At 48.1% G+C, this 20,918-nt stretch carries 21 protein-coding genes; 1 reads left to right on the forward strand and 20 read right to left on the reverse strand.

Features of this window, described 5'->3' with window-relative positions; translation table 11 throughout:
- Positions 1-3: 3 nt before the first annotated feature.
- The 16 genes from SDD30_RS04140 to SDD30_RS04215 all read right to left on the reverse strand — a co-directional run bounded on the left by SDD30_RS04140 (position 4) and on the right by SDD30_RS04215 (position 16,645).
- Positions 4-576, reverse strand: a complete 573-nt coding sequence (locus SDD30_RS04140) for a glucose-6-phosphate isomerase family protein (protein ID WP_434073675.1) — start codon at positions 574-576, stop codon at positions 4-6.
- Between the two features lie 30 nt (positions 577-606).
- A complete protein-coding gene (locus SDD30_RS04145) occupies positions 607-1,650 on the reverse strand; it encodes a zinc-dependent dehydrogenase (RefSeq protein ID WP_434073676.1) in 1,044 nt (347 codons plus the stop codon).
- A gap of 41 nt (positions 1,651-1,691) precedes the next feature.
- Positions 1,692-2,645 carry a phosphoglycerate dehydrogenase gene (locus SDD30_RS04150; RefSeq protein WP_434073677.1) on the reverse strand — a complete coding sequence of 318 codons (954 nt, stop codon included), beginning with the start codon at positions 2,643-2,645 and terminating at the stop codon, positions 1,692-1,694.
- Between the two features lie 5 nt (positions 2,646-2,650).
- Positions 2,651-2,905, reverse strand: coding sequence for a MoaD/ThiS family protein (locus SDD30_RS04155; protein WP_434073678.1), 255 nt, complete (start codon positions 2,903-2,905; stop codon positions 2,651-2,653).
- A 5-nt stretch (positions 2,906-2,910) separates the two neighbouring features.
- The gene (locus SDD30_RS04160; protein WP_434073679.1) at positions 2,911-4,740 is read right to left on the reverse strand and encodes an aldehyde ferredoxin oxidoreductase family protein; all 1,830 of its coding nucleotides are present in this window, start codon (positions 4,738-4,740) and stop codon (positions 2,911-2,913) included.
- Positions 4,741-4,840: 100 nt separating this feature from the next.
- Positions 4,841-5,860 (reverse strand): Gfo/Idh/MocA family protein, encoded by a 1,020-nt coding sequence (locus SDD30_RS04165; RefSeq protein ID WP_434073680.1) that lies wholly within the window; start codon positions 5,858-5,860, stop codon positions 4,841-4,843.
- Between the two features lie 147 nt (positions 5,861-6,007).
- The gene (locus SDD30_RS04170; RefSeq protein ID WP_434073681.1) at positions 6,008-6,955 is read right to left on the reverse strand and encodes an ABC transporter permease; all 948 of its coding nucleotides are present in this window, start codon (positions 6,953-6,955) and stop codon (positions 6,008-6,010) included.
- Between the two features lie 4 nt (positions 6,956-6,959).
- Positions 6,960-7,646 carry an ATP-binding cassette domain-containing protein gene (locus SDD30_RS04175; protein WP_434073705.1) on the reverse strand — a complete coding sequence of 229 codons (687 nt, stop codon included), beginning with the start codon at positions 7,644-7,646 and terminating at the stop codon, positions 6,960-6,962.
- A gap of 24 nt (positions 7,647-7,670) precedes the next feature.
- Positions 7,671-8,450, reverse strand: coding sequence for an ATP-binding cassette domain-containing protein (locus tag SDD30_RS04180; protein ID WP_434073682.1), 780 nt, complete (start codon positions 8,448-8,450; stop codon positions 7,671-7,673).
- Between the two features lie 152 nt (positions 8,451-8,602).
- Entirely contained in the window at positions 8,603-9,484 is an 882-nt protein-coding gene (locus tag SDD30_RS04185) for a sugar phosphate isomerase/epimerase family protein (protein ID WP_434073683.1), read from the reverse strand.
- A gap of 64 nt (positions 9,485-9,548) precedes the next feature.
- Positions 9,549-10,952 (reverse strand): L-fucose/L-arabinose isomerase family protein, encoded by a 1,404-nt coding sequence (locus SDD30_RS04190; protein ID WP_434073684.1) that lies wholly within the window; start codon positions 10,950-10,952, stop codon positions 9,549-9,551.
- Between the two features lie 178 nt (positions 10,953-11,130).
- The gene (locus SDD30_RS04195) at positions 11,131-12,219 is read right to left on the reverse strand and encodes a sugar ABC transporter substrate-binding protein (RefSeq protein WP_434073685.1); all 1,089 of its coding nucleotides are present in this window, start codon (positions 12,217-12,219) and stop codon (positions 11,131-11,133) included.
- Between the two features lie 131 nt (positions 12,220-12,350).
- The gene (locus SDD30_RS04200) at positions 12,351-13,661 is read right to left on the reverse strand and encodes a hypothetical protein (protein ID WP_434073686.1); all 1,311 of its coding nucleotides are present in this window, start codon (positions 13,659-13,661) and stop codon (positions 12,351-12,353) included.
- Between the two features lie 133 nt (positions 13,662-13,794).
- Entirely contained in the window at positions 13,795-14,679 is an 885-nt protein-coding gene (locus SDD30_RS04205) for a substrate-binding domain-containing protein (protein WP_434073706.1), read from the reverse strand.
- A gap of 455 nt (positions 14,680-15,134) precedes the next feature.
- A complete protein-coding gene (locus SDD30_RS04210) occupies positions 15,135-15,890 on the reverse strand; it encodes an HAD family hydrolase (RefSeq protein WP_434073687.1) in 756 nt (251 codons plus the stop codon).
- 11 nt (positions 15,891-15,901) lie between these two features.
- On the reverse strand, positions 15,902-16,645 hold the full coding sequence (locus SDD30_RS04215; protein WP_434073688.1) for a GntR family transcriptional regulator: 744 nt from the start codon (positions 16,643-16,645) through the stop codon (positions 15,902-15,904).
- A gap of 211 nt (positions 16,646-16,856) precedes the next feature.
- Between SDD30_RS04215 and SDD30_RS04220 the strand changes: the two genes are divergently transcribed.
- A complete protein-coding gene (locus tag SDD30_RS04220; RefSeq protein ID WP_434073689.1) occupies positions 16,857-18,305 on the forward strand; it encodes an NAD-dependent succinate-semialdehyde dehydrogenase in 1,449 nt (482 codons plus the stop codon).
- Positions 18,306-18,388: 83 nt separating this feature from the next.
- Here SDD30_RS04220 and SDD30_RS04225 read toward each other — a convergent pair whose 3' ends face one another.
- From SDD30_RS04225 to moaA, 4 genes are read right to left on the reverse strand one after another with little or no spacing between them, the layout of a single operon-like run.
- Positions 18,389-18,877, reverse strand: a complete 489-nt coding sequence (locus tag SDD30_RS04225; protein WP_434073690.1) for a MogA/MoaB family molybdenum cofactor biosynthesis protein — start codon at positions 18,875-18,877, stop codon at positions 18,389-18,391.
- The gene (locus tag SDD30_RS04230; RefSeq protein ID WP_434073691.1) at positions 18,874-19,377 is read right to left on the reverse strand and encodes an MOSC domain-containing protein; all 504 of its coding nucleotides are present in this window, start codon (positions 19,375-19,377) and stop codon (positions 18,874-18,876) included. The genes SDD30_RS04225 and SDD30_RS04230 overlap by 4 nt, the downstream gene beginning before the upstream one ends.
- On the reverse strand, positions 19,362-19,865 hold the full coding sequence (gene moaC, locus SDD30_RS04235; RefSeq protein WP_434073692.1) for a cyclic pyranopterin monophosphate synthase MoaC: 504 nt from the start codon (positions 19,863-19,865) through the stop codon (positions 19,362-19,364). Before moaC ends, SDD30_RS04230 begins: the two co-directional genes overlap by 16 nt.
- A 51-nt stretch (positions 19,866-19,916) precedes the next feature.
- On the reverse strand, positions 19,917-20,888 hold the full coding sequence (gene moaA / locus SDD30_RS04240; RefSeq protein WP_434073693.1) for a GTP 3',8-cyclase MoaA: 972 nt from the start codon (positions 20,886-20,888) through the stop codon (positions 19,917-19,919).
- Positions 20,889-20,918 lie beyond the last annotated feature (30 nt).

The raw sequence follows: 20,918 nt of genomic DNA on the forward strand, positions 1-20,918 counted from the left end.
CTCCTATCTGCTGTAGAGAGGATTATCTATGATTGTCGGGATATTATTTTTTTCTATAACCAGTTTATAAAAACCTTTTTCTTCGATGGTACCGTAATTATGCCCGGCATCCCCGCGGTAAACGCCAAAAAAGATCAGTGGCTCGCTGCCGACATTGATTGTCCGGTGGGCCCAGAAAGGCGGTATATAGGAGATGCTCCCCGGGTACATATCCAGAGCCATAAAATCACCCTCAACCGTTTGCATTACTAATTTACCCTGGCCCCGTAAACAAATATATATTTCTGCCGTCCCTGGAATAGCGTGATAATGTCCCTTGGTCATAAAGTATTCATTGCCGACTTTGCCCGGGTAGATAATACTGGTGCAGTGCTGCAGGTGCCCCTCCTCTTCCGGGATGATGACGTTATAAAACTCATAGATTTTGGGGTTTTCCTTAAGCATCACTTCATAGGCATCTCTATCGTGAAAAACTCCCCGCATATCGGCAAGACAGCGGCTAATCAGGTTGCCGGGTGGGTTTAAAACGCCGGTATTAAAATTGCAAGTAGTATTAAATGGTAAAAAATCGTACATTGCCAGTTCTCCTTCCTCAGTGGATAAGGTTTATTTTTCAAAGCTTATAGCAATCTTTTTCCCGGTATTTCCTTGTTGAAAAGCCTCAGCAATCGCTTCCAGGGGGTAAATTCTGCCGATCAAACTTCCTGTTTCGACTTTTCCGGCGGCAATAAGCTCCAAAGACCGCCGGTATTGTCTGTGGTTGGAACCGGTGGTCCCCGTTACTATTAGCTGCTTGTAGTGAATTAAATTGGTATTGAGGGATACCGTCTCCTGGCCCCGGGGTAACCCGCCAAAAAAATTGATCCGCCCGAGGATGCCAGCAATTTCTAGGGCCTGCTGCTGGACGACCGCCGCCGAGACGGCGGTAATGACGGCATCCGCCCCTTTCCCTTTTGTTTCCTCCTTGACAACGGCTTTGATATCTTCTTGCTGCGGGTTGATTAGAATATCGGCCCCGTACCGCCTGCCCTCCTGCAGGCGTTCCTCAACCGGCTCGCAGAGAATAATTTTGGTTGCCCCACCCAGCCTGGCCAGCTGGACATGCAGCAACCCTATGGGGCCGGCGCCAAAGACGACTACTGTATCTCCTGGCTTAATGCCAATTGATTCAAAACCGTTATAAACGCATGAAAGGGGTTCTACTAGTACTGCTTCCCGGTAAGATATTCCATCGGGAATTTCCAGGATATTTCCCTGGCGGATTGCCGCGGCTGGAATCTTCATATATTCGGCAAAGCCGCCGTCGAGGCTGATGCCAAAAGCCTCGTAATCGGGACAGAGCTGGTTCCAACCCTGGACGCACATATCGCAGTGGCCGCAACCGATATTCGGCGCTATCGCCACCCTCATGCCCGGCTTTAAGCCCTGCACCTGGCCGCCTACTTCCGCTATTTCTCCTACCACCTCGTGGCCGAGCACCCTTTTAGCACCCGTTGGAATTTTAAAATGGCCGTAGTTATAAATGCGCAGATCAGTACCGCAGATGGTACAATCCCGTACCCGTAAAAGAGCTTCGTCCGGGCCGATGACCGGGACTTCATCCTCAACCACTTCCAGCACGTGCGGTTCCAGGTAAACTGCTTTTTTCATCTTTCTTCTTACCCCTTTTCCAGATTTCCAGGTTGGCCTATTCAATTTACTACGCTTTCCGGCCGCCTTCCATCCAGGGCGTCGATGAGATTCCCGGCAGCCTGCATGCCCATCATTAAGACTGCTTCCTCTGTATAGGCGCCGATGTGGGGGGTTAACACCACATTGGGCAGTTTCCTTAATTCTTCATTGGCCAGGGGCTCGACGCTGAAGGTATCCAGGGCCGCCCCCCTGATCCATTTTTCGCGTAGAGCCTTTACCAGAGCATCCTCATCAATTATGCCGCCTCGGGCGGTATTCACAATTATGGCGCCGGCCTTCATCAGCCTCAACCCTGCTTCACCGATTAAATTACGGGTAGCCGGCAGGAGGGGCAGGTGCACGGACACAAAGTCGGCCTCCTGCAACACTTCTGCCAGGTCGGCGTAGCGGCCGCCCACCGCGGCCGCAAAATTTTCATCCCTGGCTATATCGTACAGCAGGAGTTCCGCTTCAAACCCTTTTAACCTCCTGACCACGGCGCGCCCTATTTGACCCGTACCCAGGACGCCTACCGTCTTTTTAAACAAGGATACACCCATAAACTTTTTCCATTCACCTTTTTTTATTGAATGGTCGGCTGCAGCTACCTGGCGGGCCGCGCAGAGCATCAGGGCCACCGCCAGGTCGGCCACTGCTTCCGTATTCACGCCGGGAGTATTGGTAACAATGATACCTCGCTCCCGGGCCGCCTGCAAATCGATGTTATCGACACCCACGCCGTACTTGGAAATTACCTTTAAGCCCGGAGAACCTTCTATCACCTGCCTTGATACTTCATCAATCCCTACCAGGAGGCCGTCGGCGTCAGCGGCCAGCTCGAGAAGCTCCTCCTGTTTTAAAGGGCGCCCCTTTAAGTTAAGTACTACTTCATAACCCTTTTCCCGCAACATGTCCAGGGGCCTGGTGGAAGTCGCCCCAAAGGAGCGGGGCGTAACTACTACTTTATAGCCCATCGAACTTATCCTCCCGATAAATGGGGTAAAATCGTGATTTCCGCATCAGCTTCGATGATGGTGCCGGCCCAATTTTCATTGGCAACACCACGCCCATCGAGGAGGAGGGCCCAGGCCGGCGGCGTAAAGCTATAGTTGTACCTGGCCGCGATAGTATCTAACACCTGCCGGAGGGATACCGGCCGGTCGAATTCCAGGACGTCGCTGGCGGTGTTGCTGAAGCTGGAGGCCGGGCCCAGGTAACGCACTGCGACCTGCATTTTGCTTAACCCTCCCGCAGGCAAAATTCCAGCCCCAGCTCCTGCAGCCGTTCCGGCGTGGGCCTGCCTTCTTCGTCCCACCCCCGGGTGCGGTAATATCCATCGAGCATTTCATCGTACATCTCCTTGCTCAAGACATGCCCCCGGGCCGGGCCCTCCGGCAGCTTCTCCTTCATGATGCGATCCGGTAGGTAATCGTGGGCCCTTGTTACCCCCTCGCGCCCTAAAATAAGCCGCTCCAGGGTGTAAATACGCTCACCGATGGTCATCAATTCCGGCGTAAAGTCATAGCCGGTAACCAGCGCAAGGACATTACCCGTGGGCTTGTCAGTAAATCCCATGGCCGACCTTACCACAGTGCAGATCCCCAGGGAGTCAATATAAGCCCGGGTATCCTGGATGGCCTTGACCAGTTCCCCTTTGCCTTTTACGGCGAAGGGATCGTACTCTCCCGTCAGCAGTTCGTCGCGGATGGTCCACCCGCCCACATTATGGCAGGCGCCGCGGCTGGAGGTCCCGTAAGAAAGGCCTATGCCGTGAAAACCGCGCGGTTCATAAGCGGCAAAGGGCATCCACTTGGCGTGCATCATGTACGGAACGGTCGCCGGGTACTTTTGCGCCAGGTAGCGAAAACCCCGCGCCAGTTCAGCCCCGAACCCTTCCATTTCACCAATGCGCTTCACCATGGCCACCATAGCCTCACCATCGCCGAAGGGCAGCTTCATCCCCAGCTCTTCCTCCGTAAACAGGCCCCGTTCATAACATTCCATAGCATAAGCGATAATCGTACCCGCCGACATGGTGTCGAGGCCGTATTCATCGCAGAGGCTGTTGGCGGCCACAATGGCGCCGAAATCGCTGACGCCGCACTGGCCGCCAAAGGCGCCGATGGTTTCGTATTCAGGATCACTTTTAAATCCCTTAAAAGGACCTTCTTTTACCTCGCAAAGCTGGGCGCAAGCAACCGGGCAGCGATAACAGGCCAGGTTCTTTACTTTATAATGTTTTTCCATATATTCAGCGGTAATGGTATCTATACCGTCAAAGACGCCAGTGCGGAAGTTGTAGCTCGGGTAACAGCCGAACTCATTCATTATAGAGGTATACTGGGCCGTGCCGAACCGGGTATGCACCGGTTTCCCATCCCGGGCTTTCTGCGCAGCCGTCTTGCCCAAATCGTTTATCTTTTCCGCGTCGTAAACAGGAATTTTCCCGGTACCGTAAACCACCACGGCTTTTAAATTTTTACCGGCCATGACCCGGCCTGCGCCGCCGCGGCCAAAGCTGCGGCCGTCGACCATGATGCAGGCCAGGTCGGCCCCTTTAACAGCCGCCGGTCCGATACACATAATTGCCGCGCGGGGCTCACCGGTAAGTTCCTTTAACCTCTTTTCAGCCCGGGAAGTGCTTTCTTCCCAGAGTAAGGCGGCGTCCCTGATTTCAACGCTGTCGTTATTAATGTAAATGAATACAGGATTGGCGGCGCGGCCTTCAACTATCAAACCGTCGTAGCCAGCAAACTTCAGGTGGGGACCCACCCTGCCGCTGGAGTTGGAACAGAGGTAAAGGCCCGTCATGGGCGACCTGGTGGCCATTTGGAATTTGGTCGTCGAGGGAAGATTGAGGCCGGTAAGGGGGCCGGTAAAGAAAATGAGCTTGTTGTCAGGAGACAGGGGTGCCGTGTCCGGCCCGATTTCCCGGTAATAGTAATAGGCCGCCGCCCCGCGCCCGCCTAAAAACTGACGGTAGATGCCCGGATTGACATTTTCTACGGCTATGGAACCGGTGCTCAGGTTAACTCGTAAAACTTTACCCAGGTACCCGCCTTTAAACATAAAACTTTCCTCCTGGAATAATTGCTATTACATAATATTGTCTTTACATGTACGTTTACTCCAGCATGCCAGGTGCCGGAAAAAACCGGTTTTTATAATCCTACAGGCTAACCACTTTCCCTGTAATTATCGACTGGTTGGCGGCCCGCACCACGTTAAGGGCTCGTTTCCCATCCAGCAGAGTCGTCTGCGGCTGCACGCCTTTTACCAGGCATTCCACCAGGTGCCTGTCCTCTCTTAGATAGGCATCCCGGAAGAGGCTTCGCCAGCTATCGACAACATTCTTCGCGACGCCTTTGCTCCTGGTACAGACTGTCAAACCATGCCGGGCGATATCCCCGATAAAGAGCAGCCCTTCGGTTCCCTGGATCTCAATCCTGGCGTCATAGCCGTATTCGCTGGGGCAGGAGCCGTCGATCGTACCTAAACATCCGTTGGTCATCTCAAACATCACCAGGGCGTTATCGTAGAAATCGGGGAACTCTTTTCTCAGTTCCTCTGAGCGGAAATTTTTCCCCCTGGCAAAAACCCAGGCATATTCCGCTTCCATCAGCCAATGGACAGAATCGAAATCATGGCTGTTGACTTCACCCAAGATACCATTGCTTTTTTTTACGTCCCACGCCCAACGCGACGGCAGTCCCGGGCCTTTACCAGTTGACTTTATAATGAGCGGGCGGCCGATATCACCCCGGGCAATAATCTCCCTGGCCCGGCGGAAATTTTCGTCATAGCGCCGCATGAAACCCATGACGAAGGGCACCCCGGCGGCGACAACCGCCTCCTGCATGGCTTCGGCCTCGTCGGGAGTGAGCGCCAGGGGCTTCTCGCACAGGATAGCCTTTTGGGCCGCAGCAGCCGCCACGACCAGGTCTTTATGGGCAAAGGTCGGCGCTGCGATGACCACGGCATCGATGCTGGCGTCCCGCAATAAATCTTCAATATCATAATAGCCTTTAGTCCCCAGCTCGCTAACTACCGCATCGACGCGCTCTCTATCGGCATCATATACTCCTACCAGTCGTGCCTCAGGTACATGCTCCGCAAAGTTGCGCGCATGGACCATGCCCGCGCGCCCGGCACCAAGAACTGCTATTCCGATCATTTCACTTTTAAGCATTAATTTTTCCCCCTTGTTGAACTACTTAATGCCTGGTTTAAAAATTTTTTACTTCGAGGCATAAATATAACACATAAATTGAATTATGCTATCCGCCCATAGTACCCATAGGAAACATTCGGTTGGAGTCACTAACAAACCTGTGCATCATGTTAATTTCTCCTTTAGTACTTTGTTTAAAAGTACTGCAGCAACCAGTATAATTCCTTTAAATACGCTCTGATAAAATGATTGGATACCAAGAAGATTCATCCCATTGTTAAGAAATCCAACGAGTAATGCACCCATAAGCATTCCGATAACTGAACCCTCACCACCTTCCAAAGGTGTACCACCAAGGACTACGGCCACAATTACATCAAATTCGAACCCCACTCCAACATTTGGCTGGCCGCTAGCCAACCTTGAAGCTAAAAGCGTACCTGATAATCCTGCTAAAAGTCCAACCAGCGTATACAGTAAGAATACAATTGCATCGACATTTATTCCTGAAAGCCATGCAGCTACTTTATTTCCGCCAATCGCAAAAGAATACTTACCCACAACTGTTTTACTCTCAATGATATAAAATATTACCACCATAATTAGAACAATTACTGCTGAAACAGGAAGGGGACCTATAAATCCTTGTCCCATGTAACCAAAATTTTGCGGTAATCCTACAGAAATTGATTTACCATTACCTATAATGAAAGAAAGTCCTCTTGCAACATACATCATTCCCAGAGTTGCTATGACAGGTGTTATTTTTAATTTAACAACCATAGCACCATTGAGCATCCCCATGAAAGCTCCGATAATGCAAGAAAGAACGATTGATAATGTTATTGGCATCCCCCAAACCACAAATAGTGCCGACAGCATTCCACATAATGCTAATATGCTTCCAACTGATAGATCTATGTTGCCGCTTATCATCAACAAAGTAGCTCCACAACCTGTTATTACTATCAACGCTGTTTGTTGAATAACATTTTTTAAGTTTGCAGTGGTAAAAAAATCATTACATAAAATCGTCAACCCCACTATCTCAATTGCCAGTATGCCTAATAATATAAGTTTATGAAGAAGATATTTATTAACTTTGATTTTCATTGTGTTAACACTTGCCTCCCGTTACTATAAGCATGATTTCTTCTCTGTTAATTTCTTTATTGTTTTTCATAACAGCTTTTATTTCCCCATCAAAAAGTAGTATTATTCGATCACATAGATTAATAATCTCGGGAAGGTCGGAAGAAAAAACCATGACGGACTTCCCTTCTTTGGAGAAATCCCTTATAACTTTGTAGATTTCCTGTTTCGCACCCACATCAATTCCCCTAGTTGGTTCATCCAACAGCATTATTTCTCCTTCAGCATTTAAACATTTTGCTAGCACAACTTTTTGTTGATTTCCTCCACTCAATAAGGAAACAGTTTTATCCTCATCAGCTGTCGCTATCCTTAATTTCTCAATATATGTTTTAGCAAGATCCCGCTCTTTCCAAATGATGGTAAACATGTATCGTGATATTTTTTTGATATTCATCAACGGTATATTTTCGCGTATTGATAATTTAGTGACTAGCCCTTGTGTTCTTCTTTCCTCCGGTACCATACATATTTTCTTCTTTATGGCTACACGAGGGTTTTTGATTTCTGTCTCTTGGCCATTAATAAATATAGAACCTCGTGTCTCATCAATGCCATATATAGCCCTTGCTATCTCCGTCTTACCTGCACCCCGTAAACCATAGAAACCTAGAATTTCTCCTTTATAGAGCTCAAAGCTAATATTTTTCAGTTTTTTATTGCATAAACTTTTTGCTTAAAAAACTTTCTTGTTATAATCAATTTCACTGGGGATATAGCCTTCTTCAACTGCTTTTCCTGTCATCATCTTTATTAATTCAGAAGGAGATGCTATATCTACAATTCGCTTCGTCCCAACGCATTTTCCATCCCTTAGGACAGTTACATATTGCCCACACTCAAATATTTCATTTAGCCTATGGGAAATATATATAACTGTAACATTTTGCTTCGTTAAATCATTAATGACTCTAAATAACCTTTTGGCCTCCTCTTCGCATAAAGCTGCGGTTGGTTCATCCATGACTATTACACTTGCATCTAATGTGATGGCTTTTACGATTTCAATGATTTGTTTTTGTGCTACACTCAATTCCGAAACCCTTTTTCCCAGTTGTATGTCAGGGGCAAAACTTCTTAGTACCTCAAAAGATTTATCTGCCTCTTTGCTTCTCCTTATGAAGCCATATTTCTTTTTTTCAATTCCAAGAGTTAGATTCTGTTCTACTGTAAGAGTTTCTACTACGTTCAATTCTTGAAAAAGAAAACTCATTCCCGAATTGATTGCATCGCGGATATTCTGGGGATTATAATCGGTGTTATTATATATGATTTTCCCCTTGCTTCGTTTGATTGCCCCTGAAAGGATTCCTACAAAAGTAGATTTACCCGCACCGTTTTCTCCCACAATACAATGAACCGTATTTCTTTTTATGTCAAAACTAACACCGTCAAGTGCTGTGGTGCCCGGATAGTATTTTGACAGATCTCTTATCTCTATAACATTCTCACTCATGCATACTCACCCTTTTTTGAGTACTAAAGATATGATATCTAAAGTCATCTCTTGTGTCTTTTGCCATCACTCCCTTTAATTGATTTATTGTCCGGTTTTCCCTAGAATTTTCTAGGGGGTCGAGGGCCTAGCAGTTAGTGAGGTTATAACTTCTATTTATTCAAAAGCTCTTTTTCTATCGCTTTCAGGCGTTCGATTGAAAGACGGGCATAATCATCGCGCAGGTATTCAAAACGCTTGATACGCGTAGCCAAGTATGGATCTGGAACCGGAGGGAGCGGCTCTAGGCTTAACGTCCATTTATATTCAATATCCTGCAAAGCCTGAACGATGGAACGAAAATCGGTATGGCCCTCTCCTACAGCCCTCCGGTTGCTATCGGCGATATGCAAATTAATTAGGGCTTCCCCGGCTTCCCGAATGGCACCTGCCGGGCTAACCTCCTCAACATTCATGTGGAAAGTGTCCAGATGGAGCTTCACCGCCGGCGAATTGATCTCACGCATCATCCTCAGTCCCTGCTCGCATGAGTTCACTAAAAATGTTTCATAACGGTTGATGGGTTCGATAGCCAGAAACACACCCCGTTCCTCTGCGTGAATGGCTGCCTTCCCTACCGAGTCTACCGCCCATCTCCACTCATCAGCATATGCCTTTAACCATTCGTCATCACTTCTTGGATTACCAACCGGCTGAGTCTTGGATACCGCTGAGGGTACAACTATGATCACCCTGGCTCCCAATTCATTGGCAAAAGCACAGCAGTCTTTTAAGTATTGCACGGCCCGAGAGCGAATAGCCGGATCGGGATTGCTGAGATCTCGTTCCTCAGTAGGCCAGGGATACATCCCGGCAATGGTAAGGACTTTCAGCCTAAACTCCCGGCATAGTTTACGAACTTCTGCTACATCATACTTCCCAGGTTCGCCCATTAACTCTACACCGTCATAGCCAAACCGATGCAAACGCTCAAATGTAGTCCGGAGATCTTCCTCGCCATAAATCCAGTTGCTGATTACATATTGAAATGCCATGAAAATATTCCTCCTCCCTGACAAAATAGCTTCACCCGATATTTCCTTGTTGTCATGTCCATCCCTATGCAAATACAACTGGCTCCACATCTAGTAACTCACAGATCTTAACTAACTCCGGTACCCAGTATCCTGCTACACCATGGGCATGGTTTGACCCATATACCCGGATCAGTTCATCGGGTTTTACCTTAAGTTTTGTAAATGCTTGCGGCCATTCCGGAGAGGTTTCTTCCATCTTTTCAACAGGGTAGGTGACAAATTCTCCCGGCATAATGGCCATCCAGTACCTGCCGTTACGCCTGGCAAGTCTGGCTATAGTAACTTCGCCTGCAGCAGCCATATATTGTACTGTTGCTCCACTGGCCCGGTAGAAAGTTGGAGTTTGTGGATAAAAGGATACGGGTCTGAGATTTTCCTCGGGCATCTGTGAACGGCCTGCGTACCAGGTTGATTGGGAGCCGCAGTTGCTGAAAACATAGATGTCTTCTTCGGGATCATAGTGACGGAAATCAAAGAATAGGACAGGGAGATCTGTAAGCAAATGAAGTATCTGCATAGTCAAGGCGCCATCCATATCGCACTCGCAGGCAGTAGGTGTGATAGTTTTGGAGCCTTCCATATCATATGGATCGTTAAGAAATGCCTGGCTGAGACATAGACTGCAATAATGATCTGCCATTTCAGGCTGGCATTTAATACCAATGAAATGTAAATTAAAATCTCGAACAATCTCTTTAGTAGCCATGTATGTCCTGATTTGATAGCGAAGCTTGTCTTCTGTAAACATGTTGTTGTAAACAATATGCCCGATCCGCTCCGTTAACCACCGAAAAGCTTTCTCTACCCTTTCAGGATCTATAGTACTGGCTCGGCGTACAATTTCCAGCTCGTCTATATGCTCAACATCAACACCAAACTGTAACTGCCACTGGCGTAGGTCAGCAACTGCCGTGTACATACCCATACTGCGCCCGCCAATCTGGCCGTATGTCTGCCCCTTCAATCTGCTCACCACCGAGGCTGCCCGGGCGAACCGGATAATCTGGTCCAGCACTTTTGGATCCTGGACATCGCCCCAAACCCGAGAATTTTTAATACCCAATTGATCAAGGCTCCCGGCGGTTGCCATCATGCCGACCAGGCCAGCATAGCGAGGGTTGAGATTGGAGAGAAGCAAGTAGGGGCCTTTGCCATGCTGAGCTGCAATCACCCCGAGGTGGGGGAAACACCAGATGGAAAAATTAAAAATAGTACCATCAACTTCAGCCGCCTTAAGTCGATGGGCCTGGCGCTTTGCCTCTTCCGGAGTGGAGATAATCTCATCGCCAACTACTAGTTCAATCTCATCCACTGCAGAAAGGGCCTGTACCACGCGCTCCTGGAAGGCGCGGTTCATTTCCAAAAGTTCGGCATGGGCTTCCGGCCTGCCGTCAGAAAAGGTAAGAAGTCCAATCCTGCGAACCATATTATCCCTCCTATACTATCATCCGCCCTGCTGTCTTTCAGCTTTCAATTTACGGCGTCAGGTTAAGGCTGGGGGCGGGATCGGCCCTGACCCCCAGCCTTCTACGGATAAGACCCAGTTATACTATAACTATAATGAGGTACTTTTAATGAGGCACTTTCCATTTACACAGATTGATTTACTCTTTTACCATCTTTGCCAATTCAGCTTTTAAATCCACATCCATGAAATATTGGGTTTTGAGGAATGACTGGAATTTATTTACATCATAACTCCAATAGTCCATAATAACATCAAATGTATCAACAGTTTTATCCTCATCCATCTTATATTCACCTTTAATAGTTTTTAAACAGGTATCTATAAGAGTCTTTGCATTCATCGCAGGTTGTAGTGCCATCGTAATTTTATACGCAGAATTTGGGTTTATTATCTGTAGTATTTCCGGCTCGGTTCCATCTGTCCCGACAATCAGTTCTGTAAGAGGTATCCCATTTTTTGCTTTTCCTCTTCCAGCCATTTGATATGCTGACAATGCTCCAAGTGCAGAATCTGCATTAATTCCATAAATGATATTAGCTTCGGGATGTGCTTGCAGAAGATCCTGCGCAGCCGCGAAGGCTTTATCCCTAAGACCACCGCCAGCAACCATTGCTGCAACTTTTGCATCTTTATCTACGCTCTTGACACCTTCAATAAATGGCAGTGCCCTATTTTCATGTACATATGCTATCTCAGGTTGATCTACAACACCAATGAATATTGGCTTATCAGGATAAAATTCTTTCCACTTCTTGGCAGCCAACGCACCTAACTCAAATGAGCTTTTCGCCTCATTAATCCTTACATATGGAGCTTTGGTTGTCTTTTGCTTTTCAAAGAACGTAACAACCGGTATCCCTGCTTTATGCGCTTCCGTGATAGAGCTGTCTATAGCAGCTCCGTCTAAAGGCTGGACAATAATCCCGTCCACTTTTTTAGCAATTAATTCGCTCATCGCATTTGCAATCGTATTTGAATCCATTTTCCCGTCAAGTAATGTCAAATTAATTCCCAACTCTTTTGCATAAGCTTCAGATGCTTTCATATCTGCTTGCTGGTACGGTTGATCAAACGAAAGAATAACTCTTCCAATAGTAATTTCCTTCTTCGCTGTCCCATCAGCTTTTGTTTTAGTAGGTGTTCCACATCCTACTATGCTCATGACTGTGAAAATGAGAAGTGCCATCAATAAAATAGCATTTAAACACAGTTTGCCTTTTCGCATGAACCTTACCTTCCTTTCTTTTTAAACTTGTTAAACTTGGACTCAAAAACACCATAAAACCTTAGGATAGTTAATATATATTCCCTGAAGCACACCTCCTTGAGTAACTTACTGTATCTCTATTTACGGAATCAGAGGGATTCCGCCTCTTCACGCGCAATTTTACACCATTTAATGACGTTTTCCGGATTTCCGCCGATCGTAGTCGTATCTTTCAAAATTACTTCTACCCTGCAATTGCAATTCTTGGCAGCCTGGAAAACACTTCTCAGGTATTTGCGTATAAATTCCTCGTCTAACATAGGGGTTGCCAGATATGCCGGCTCCGGTTTAAATGAAAATACATACCTATCCCCCAATTTCTCGGCCATATCTTTAGCATCTGCCTTAGGTGAAACCGACACTCTTCTAAGATGCGGTATTTTTTTTACTATATCCCATCGTTTGTTTAAAGGTTCGCAGCAGCCATAACAATTTAAACCAAACCGATCCAAGATAGGTAATTGGTATTGAAATACAAATTCCTCAAACTGTGCCGGGGATACACCCACGGTTTCCTGGCTTTCAGCAAACCCCCACATATCAATTGTTCTAACAGTTTTTCCGTCAAAATCCTTTTGGGGTAGTTCGTGAGTCCACCCGAAGCCACCTGAGCCTACGTACGTACCATCATTATTCAAGCTTAAAAGATTATTTTTCTCCAGGAATTCCAGCATATGAATATGTCCGTCTCTTAAAAAAGCCATCACTCGATGAAGTTCTTCGGGGTGATCATACATATCCCACATGATTTGTTCCAACCCGCGGAGATCCACCAGTGGCCATGTCATACCAAGAGTCCACCACCAGATGTTTTTACGGCGAACCTTAAAAATGTCTCCAAATATCTCCTCTGCCTGATTCAACACTAAATCGGATTTGCCATAATCAACGATAATCTCAGGGAAATGCAGTTTGTCCATATCCTCATAGCTCTTCAAGGGGGCTTCCCATTTATAAGACCCCTCCGCAAGGTCACCGATTACTTTCTTATCCATACCCCAACCTGTGCTTTTAGCAATGTGGGGTACATCAAAATATATGTCCGTTACCCGGTCATCACCCATGGATTCTCCCCAAAATATTTCTTTTCTTAACTTGTTTTCCCATATAAGAGCCAGGTCACCTTCACACTTCAAATCGGAGTCTTTTATTATTTCATTCCAACCCAACTCAGGGTCGCAGAAAATAACGGGCCTCGTTTCCTCCAAACTATTGAGCTTATACCAAAGTTCCCTTTTTTCGTCCTCAACTGGCCGTGCTGCAAGCTCTGCTACTTTCTTTGCCAAATCTCTTAACACCTTTTTATCATTTCTGCTCACTTCTAGATTAATTAAATTACCTGTTTTCGTACTTTCTAATACACATGCCTGATCACGAAATGCATATACCTGATCACTCATTTTTCTTTTCACTCCTCACCTTAATTTTGTAGGTAAAAGGCACTACTCACGGGGTGCCTACCACTGTTGCCACTAGACGTGCAGTTTTGCCCACATCCGGCGACCCCTATGCTATCCCCTCTTTATTTTGTTTTTATCTATAGCCCTTTTGATGCGCTCTGATTAGTGTTTTGATATTATTTCTGTCTATAATTGTTGCTCCTGCATCCATATTAGAAGGAATAATTCCATACCTGCAGTAGAGCGCTAATTGCAAAACTGGATAAAATCCCTGTACATAGGGCTGCTGGTCAATTGTAAATCTTATAATCCCTTCTTCTATAAATTGAATGATCTTAGCGGATAAATCAAAGCCGGCAACGAAATAATCCTTATCCTTCTTTAAAATATTTGCAGCTATGCCTGCACCCTCTGTATCCGCTTGTCCGGTGCATATAATAGCATTAATTTGTTCATCCTCTTTTAAGGCTTTTAAAATGATGCTAGATGCTTTCATAGGCTCAATTCCTGTTACAACAACCTGTGAAATTATGTTTTTGTTGCTTAATACTTCCTGTGCACCCCTGAGACGATCATCTAAAGCAGATACCCCTACAGAATGCAAGGTGAATAAAAGTCTACTTTTCTCCGGTATATATTTCATTGCTTCTCTACCTAAAATTTTGCCCGCTTCATATACATTTTGGCATATGCAGCTTAATCTTTTGTTTGACGGGTCATTGGAATCAATATTAAATCCCACGACAGGAATACCGTGTTTTAATGCTTTTTCTATGACAGCATTAAATTTTGTAGGGTGAGTTATACTTAGGGCAATACCATCATATCCTTGTTTGATCGCATTATCAACCATCTCGATTTGCTGGTCAATGTCAACTTCTTCTGTTCCAATAAAATCGGCTTTGACATCTATCAATCGCGAAGCATCATGAACTCCTTTTTTAACTGGATTATAAAAATCTTCATTAACACAGTTAGTAATAAATACAAATTTTAATGTTTCGTTTTCAGTTTTAATTGTCCTACACCTCCTTTAAATTATGCCACCAAGGCGTCGGCTGACCCATCCATCAAATAATTCGTTCGCCGGTATACCCTTGTATTTTTTGCATTACCCCCTTTTGTCTAGATATGACCCTGCTTTAACCTGAAGTTTTTTGGGCGTTTACGAGAACTTGCATTATCTATTATCTGTAGATTTGAGTTTGCTGCTCTTACGTTTCTTCTGCAGTGCTTATATGTTCTTGGCTTGACTTTATGTTGTATTTACATCATTAATATTCTCCTTTCTTATTAAGATTCCTGCTGGTTTATAAAATTTTTTCCCCAAGCTATTTACAATAATGGCAGAAGGTCTTTGAAATTTAATTAGTATATACAGAAACCCTATATAGATATACTATAAACAACATCTTTTTTTGACTAATTAGTTTTACCCCATACAAAATAATGAGTAAGAAACCATCATCCATTTCACAACAAGAATGGTATTATATTTGTTATGTAATTTATAGTAATAACATTAGAACCTGTTATTTCTTCCTTACACAACGCCCTACCTAAAACTCTTACATTCATATAAACCCCCGCATTCATTCCCATTTGTATATCCAAGGGGGAATCGCCCACCATTATGCATTGCCCGGCATCTAATCCTAATCGCCGGCAGACAAGGTATATAAGATCAGGAGCCGGCTTGGCCCTCTCGACCTCGTTACGGCAAGCATAGGCATGCAGGTAAGGAGCCAGTCCGGCATACTCCATTAGAGCGTAGGTACGTTCCATATCATCATTCGTAGCAACGGCGAGCTTGAAACCGGCTTCAAAAAGATTTTTTAGAGTTTGTTGGGCACCAGGAAACGGCTGGGCCTGACATGCCAGCCCCATCTCCTGATCACATAAGTCAAAAGCCCGGTTTACTTTTTCCATGCCTGCATCCCAGGGGATACCTCGATATACAAAAAGCATGGTAGCCATTGCTGCCGCCGTTTGCTCCCGCGACCCAACTACAATGGGGCTCCGCCGGATAATCCCCCCTTCGTTAAGACCCATGGTTTTTTCTAAAAGCCGGGCCATTTCATTATCAAAACCTATTTCCCTTTGTAAAATCTTTACCCTAGCTTTTATTAAATCCGGCCAGATCTTGAAAGAGTCAATTAGGGTCCCGTCTTTATCAAAGATAACTCCCTCACACTCGATTATCTTGCTACCACATCTTAGTGCAGGCATAAACTCTCCTTTTACCTTATTAAATCAATAGTAAACTGGCTCCTGTCGCCGCGGTAGCGGGCGATAGAAAATTCGACCGGCCGGTTATACTGGTCCCAGGTCACAGTTCTTGATAACTGAATGGGACTCCCTACTTCTATCTCCAGCAATTTGGCGTATTCTTCTATGGCAGCTATTGCCTCCAAAACACGCCTGGCCCTGGAAATATGGATACCATATTGAGCCTCCAGTGTTTTATACAAGGACTGGTTATTCAAGTCCTGCTGCATAAGAGTAGGACAATACTTCTGGGGCAAATACGTTGTCACCACTACTATAGGCTCATCATTGATAAACCTTAACCTGTCTAACTGGAAAACAGGTTCTTCGATGGCCAGGGACAAATGAGCGGCAACACTTTTAGAGGCGGGTACAACCTGTAAGGACAATACCCTGGTGGTGCCTTTTAAACCCTTTTGTTCCATCTCTTCCGTAAAGCTGACCAGCTTTTGCATAAAATCCTGCTGGATTTTCGGTACCGATACAAAGGTGCCTTTGCCTTTAATGCGATGCAACAACCCTTCCCTGACTAATTCATTAAGGGCCTGGCGCACCGTCGGCCTGCTGACACCGAATTTCTCGCATAGTTCATTTTCCGAAGGAAAGGAATCTCCCGGTTGGTATTCCCCTTCTTCGATCTGCTGGCGAAAAAGCTGCATCAGCTGGTAGTAGAGGGGTATGCGGGGGTCCATGTTTAAACCCTGGGGAACAGGCATTAATTTCACTGCCTTTAACACATAAATTATTCGGGTGGAATAACTTACACTGATCTCATATTGTGTTTACATCCTCTATATTCTACATTTCTTACGAAATTCCTGCTGGCTAAAAAAATTTTTTCTGTCAAGATGATGTATTTACATGTTGACATTAGCACTTGTATTCGTTATGCTTAAATAAACATAACTAAGAAGGGGAGGAACAACCTTGTCAAGGCATAATGCTTTCATGTTGATTAACGGTGAAATCATTTACGAGAGTTCCAGCGAGAGTCAAAAACCAATCAGCAACCCCGCCACTCTGGAAACCATCGGTACTCTACCCGAAGCGAGTGATGCCGAGATCCAGGCCGCCCTTAACGCCGCCGGCAAAGCCTACCGGGAGTGGTCGGATACCAGCCCTGCCAGAAGGGGGGAAATGTTACATAAGGCCGCTTCCGCAATCAAGGCTAACATTGAAGCTATTGCTAGGTTGTTAACCCTGGAACAGGGAAAACCCCTGGCTGAAGCCCGGGGAGAAGTGAAGGCCGCCGCCGAAGCCCTGGACTATTATGCTGAGGAAGGACAGCGTGTTTTAGGAGAAATACTGCCTACCAATAAAGGTGATATCAGGAGCCTGGTAATCAAACAGCCCCTGGGTGTAGTGGCTGCCTTTGTACCGTGGAACTATCCTGTATCGCTGGCCGCCTGGAAAATAGCCCCGGCCCTGGCTGCCGGTAATACTATAATCGTCAAGCCTGCCAGCAATACCCCCCTGGCTTCCTGTGAATTTGTCCGGTTAATAAATGACTGCCTGGAGCCTAAAGGCGTCATTAATTTATTACTGGGTTCCGGTGCCAAGATTGGTGCTGCCCTTATCTCCAGTCCGGTCGTTCAAAAAATAACACTTACCGGTTCTACGGAAACCGGGAAACAAATAATGTCTCTGGCGGCTCCATACCTTAAAAAGATTTCCCTGGAGTTAGGCGGCAATTGCCCTATAATCGTATGCCGGGACGCCGACCTGGAAGCCGCCGCTCAGGGTACGGTCTACCGTTCTTTCCGTAATATGGGGCAGATTTGCAATGCCATTAATCGGGTATATGTCGACCGGGCCGTTGCCGATACCTTCCTTGAAAAGGTGCTTGCCAGGGTAAGCAGGATGACCATCGGCAATGGGTTGAGTAACCCGGATGTAGATCTTGGTCCTATGGCTACGGCAGAGGGGTTAGAAAAAACCTTAACGCACCTTCAGGATGCGATAGAGAAGGGCGCCACAGTGGTATATGGCGGCAAGCGTCCTGAAAACGCAGGGCCTGGCTACTTCTTTATGCCGACGGTGTTGACTAACGTAAACCACAAAATGCGGGTTATGACCGAGGAGACCTTCGGCCCCCTGGCTCCTGTCATGGGTTTTTCCGATTTAGATGAAGCCGTTGCTCTGGCCAACGACAGCCCTTACGGCCTGGTGGCTTATGTCTACACAAGCAGCCTCAAAACGGCCTTTGTCCTGTCTGAACGCCTGCAATTCGGTACGGTGGGGATTAATAATGTAACCGGTGGTGAGGTGGCTTTCCCTTATGGCGGCTGGAAGGAAAGCGGCCTGGGGGTTGAATTATCCCACCACGGCCTCAACGAATACCTAGCTTTAAAGCATATCCGCATTACGTTACTATAACGCTGTTATATCAAATTAAGAAGCCCCGTTATGTCCATGGGCATGGCGGGGTTTCTTGATGATCGTTGCTATTTATAGCGCCCTTAAAGCTGCCCGCACTCGCCGGCCTCGCCCCTCAGGATGGCCAGGCCGTGGGGCAGGGCCGGTAGGATGGCGGCCAGGTTTTCCCGCACCCCTTTGGGGCTGCCGGGCAGGTTGACGATCAGGGTCCGGCCGCGGATGCCGGCAATGGCCCGGGAAAGCATGGCCTGGGGTGTAGCCTGCAGGCCGGCGGCGCGCATGGCCTCCGGCAGGCCGGGCACCTCCCGCTCAATGACCTCCCGGGTGGCTTCGGGGGTGACGTCCCGGGGACTGAAGCCGGTGCCGCCGGTCGTCAGGATAAGATCGACCCTGTCTTCATCGGCGAACTCCCGCATTTTAGCTGCCAGGAGGGGTCGTTCATCGGCCACCACAGCATAAGCCACCACCTCGCCCAGCCCGGCCACCATCTCCCGGATGACCGCCGCGCTCTGATCCTCCCGCTCGCCCCGGGAACCCTTATCGCTGGCGGTAAGAATGGCTACCCGAATCACCGGGCCACCACTCCCTCGCCGCTGACCTGGTGCCGGTCCGAGCCGTAACTCGCCTTTCCGCTTCCCGCGGCCACTACCTCGATAATGTCGCCCACCTGAACCGGGCCACCCTGGTGGATGGCTACAAAGATACCTTCTCTGGGCATAACGCAATCCCCGGCTTGCTCATAGATGGCGCAGTGGCTATGACACTTTTTGCCGATCTGGGTAACCTCGGCCAGGACCTGCTCCCCGATTTTTAATTGCGTGCCGACAGGCAGGGACACCAGGTCGATGCCTTCGGTAGTCAGGTTCTCGGCAAAGTCGCCGGGACCGACCTGCAGTCCTTTAGCCTGCATTTTGGCTATACTCTCCAGGGCCAGCAGGCTCACCTGCCGGTGCCAGGGCCCGGCATGAGCATCCCCTTCCAGGCCGTGGTTGGCGATAAGCATCCCCCGGCCGATATTCTTTTTCTGCTCGCCCTTGCTGGCTGAGGTACAGACAGCTATAATTCGTCCCATGGTTCCTCACCTTCCCGTAGAAAGTGGCCGCTGCGGCCACCCTTTTTTTCGATTAACCTGATGCTATCGATGACCATACCCCGTTCGACGGCTTTGCACATATCATAGATTGTCAGAGCGGCCACACTCACTGCCGTCAGGGCTTCCATCTCCACCCCCGTCTGGCTGACGGTCTTCACCCGGGCTTCAATTTCAACGGCTCCGTCCTCCGGGTCAGGGCGGAAATCAACGCTGACGGCGCTCACCGGTAAGGGGTGACAGAGGGGGATCAGGGCGCCCGTCTCCTTGGCGGCCATAATACCCGCCACCCGGGCTACGGCCAGGACGTCACCCTTGGGCATCCGCCCCTCCATAATCAGGCCGAGGGTCTCTTGGCTCATCAGGACTCGCCCCCGGGCTACGGCCACCCTTTCAGTAACCGCTTTGGCGCCGACGTCAACCATACGCGCCCGGCCTCTGGCATCAAGGTGGGTAAGGGTATTACTCATCGTTAAAGTCCTCCAAGAATAAATATCTTGTGGAGTTTGCCCCCGGGGAGTTCAGCCGCCGATTTGCGACATGGCCCGGGGCTGACGCCAGCCGTTCTCCATGTGGTGTTCGGCCGGCTTTATGCTGACGGCCCGGGCAAAGAGGGCCGCCAGTTCGGCCTCCGTGGCCCCGGCCCGCAGGGGGCCTTTGATGTCCAATTCCCCGTCCCAGTAAAGGCAAGGCCGAAGCTTGCCGTCGGCTGTCAGGCGCAGGCGGTTGCAGCGGGAGCAGAAGTGGTTGGACATGGCGCTGATAAAGCCCACACTGCCCCGGCCGCCGGCCACCCGGAAGTTGACGGCCGGACCGTTGGTTACCAGGTCCGCCACGGGTTCCAGGGGATACTCCTGGCTGATCCGGTTTTTAATCTCCGCAGCCGCTACATAGCCGGCGCCGGATTCCGCCGCCGTACCGATGGGCATAAGCTCAATAAAGCGAATATGCAGGGGCTCGGCCACGGCCAACCGGGCGAAATCTAGGATCTCATCGTCGTTAAAGCCCCGAGTGATAACTACATTGAGTTTAACCGGGGTTAGACCTACCGTCAGAGCCGCCCGGATCCCCTGCCAGACGCCGGCCAGGTTGCCGCAGCGGGTGATATAGCGGTAGCGGTCTTTCTTTAAGCTATCCAGGCTGATATTGACCCGTTTCAGGCCCGCTTCTTTGAGGGCCAGAGCCAAGCCCCCTAGGAATATGCCATTGGTGGTCATACTTACCTCGGCGATCCCCGGGATGGCGGCCACCTGTCGCACCAGGCTCACAACGTTCTTCCGGACCAGGGGCTCGCCCCCGGTGAGGCGGATGCGACTGATGCCTGTACCGGCGGCCACCCGGGCTAGGGTAGTAATCTCCTCCAGGCGCAGGATATCCTGGTGTCCCTTTAGGGGCACCCCGGTGGCCGGCATGCAGTACCGGCAGCGCAGGTTGCAGCGGTCGGTAATGGCGATGCGTAAATAGTTTATTTGCCGTTTGAAGCTATCCTGCACCGGTTATTTCCCTCTTTCCTCCGAAAATAG

The sequence above is a fragment of the Moorella naiadis (nom. illeg.) genome (genome assembly GCF_051020825.1).
Taxonomy (GTDB): domain Bacteria; phylum Bacillota; class DSM-521; order Neomoorellales; family Neomoorellaceae; genus Neomoorella; species Neomoorella naiadis.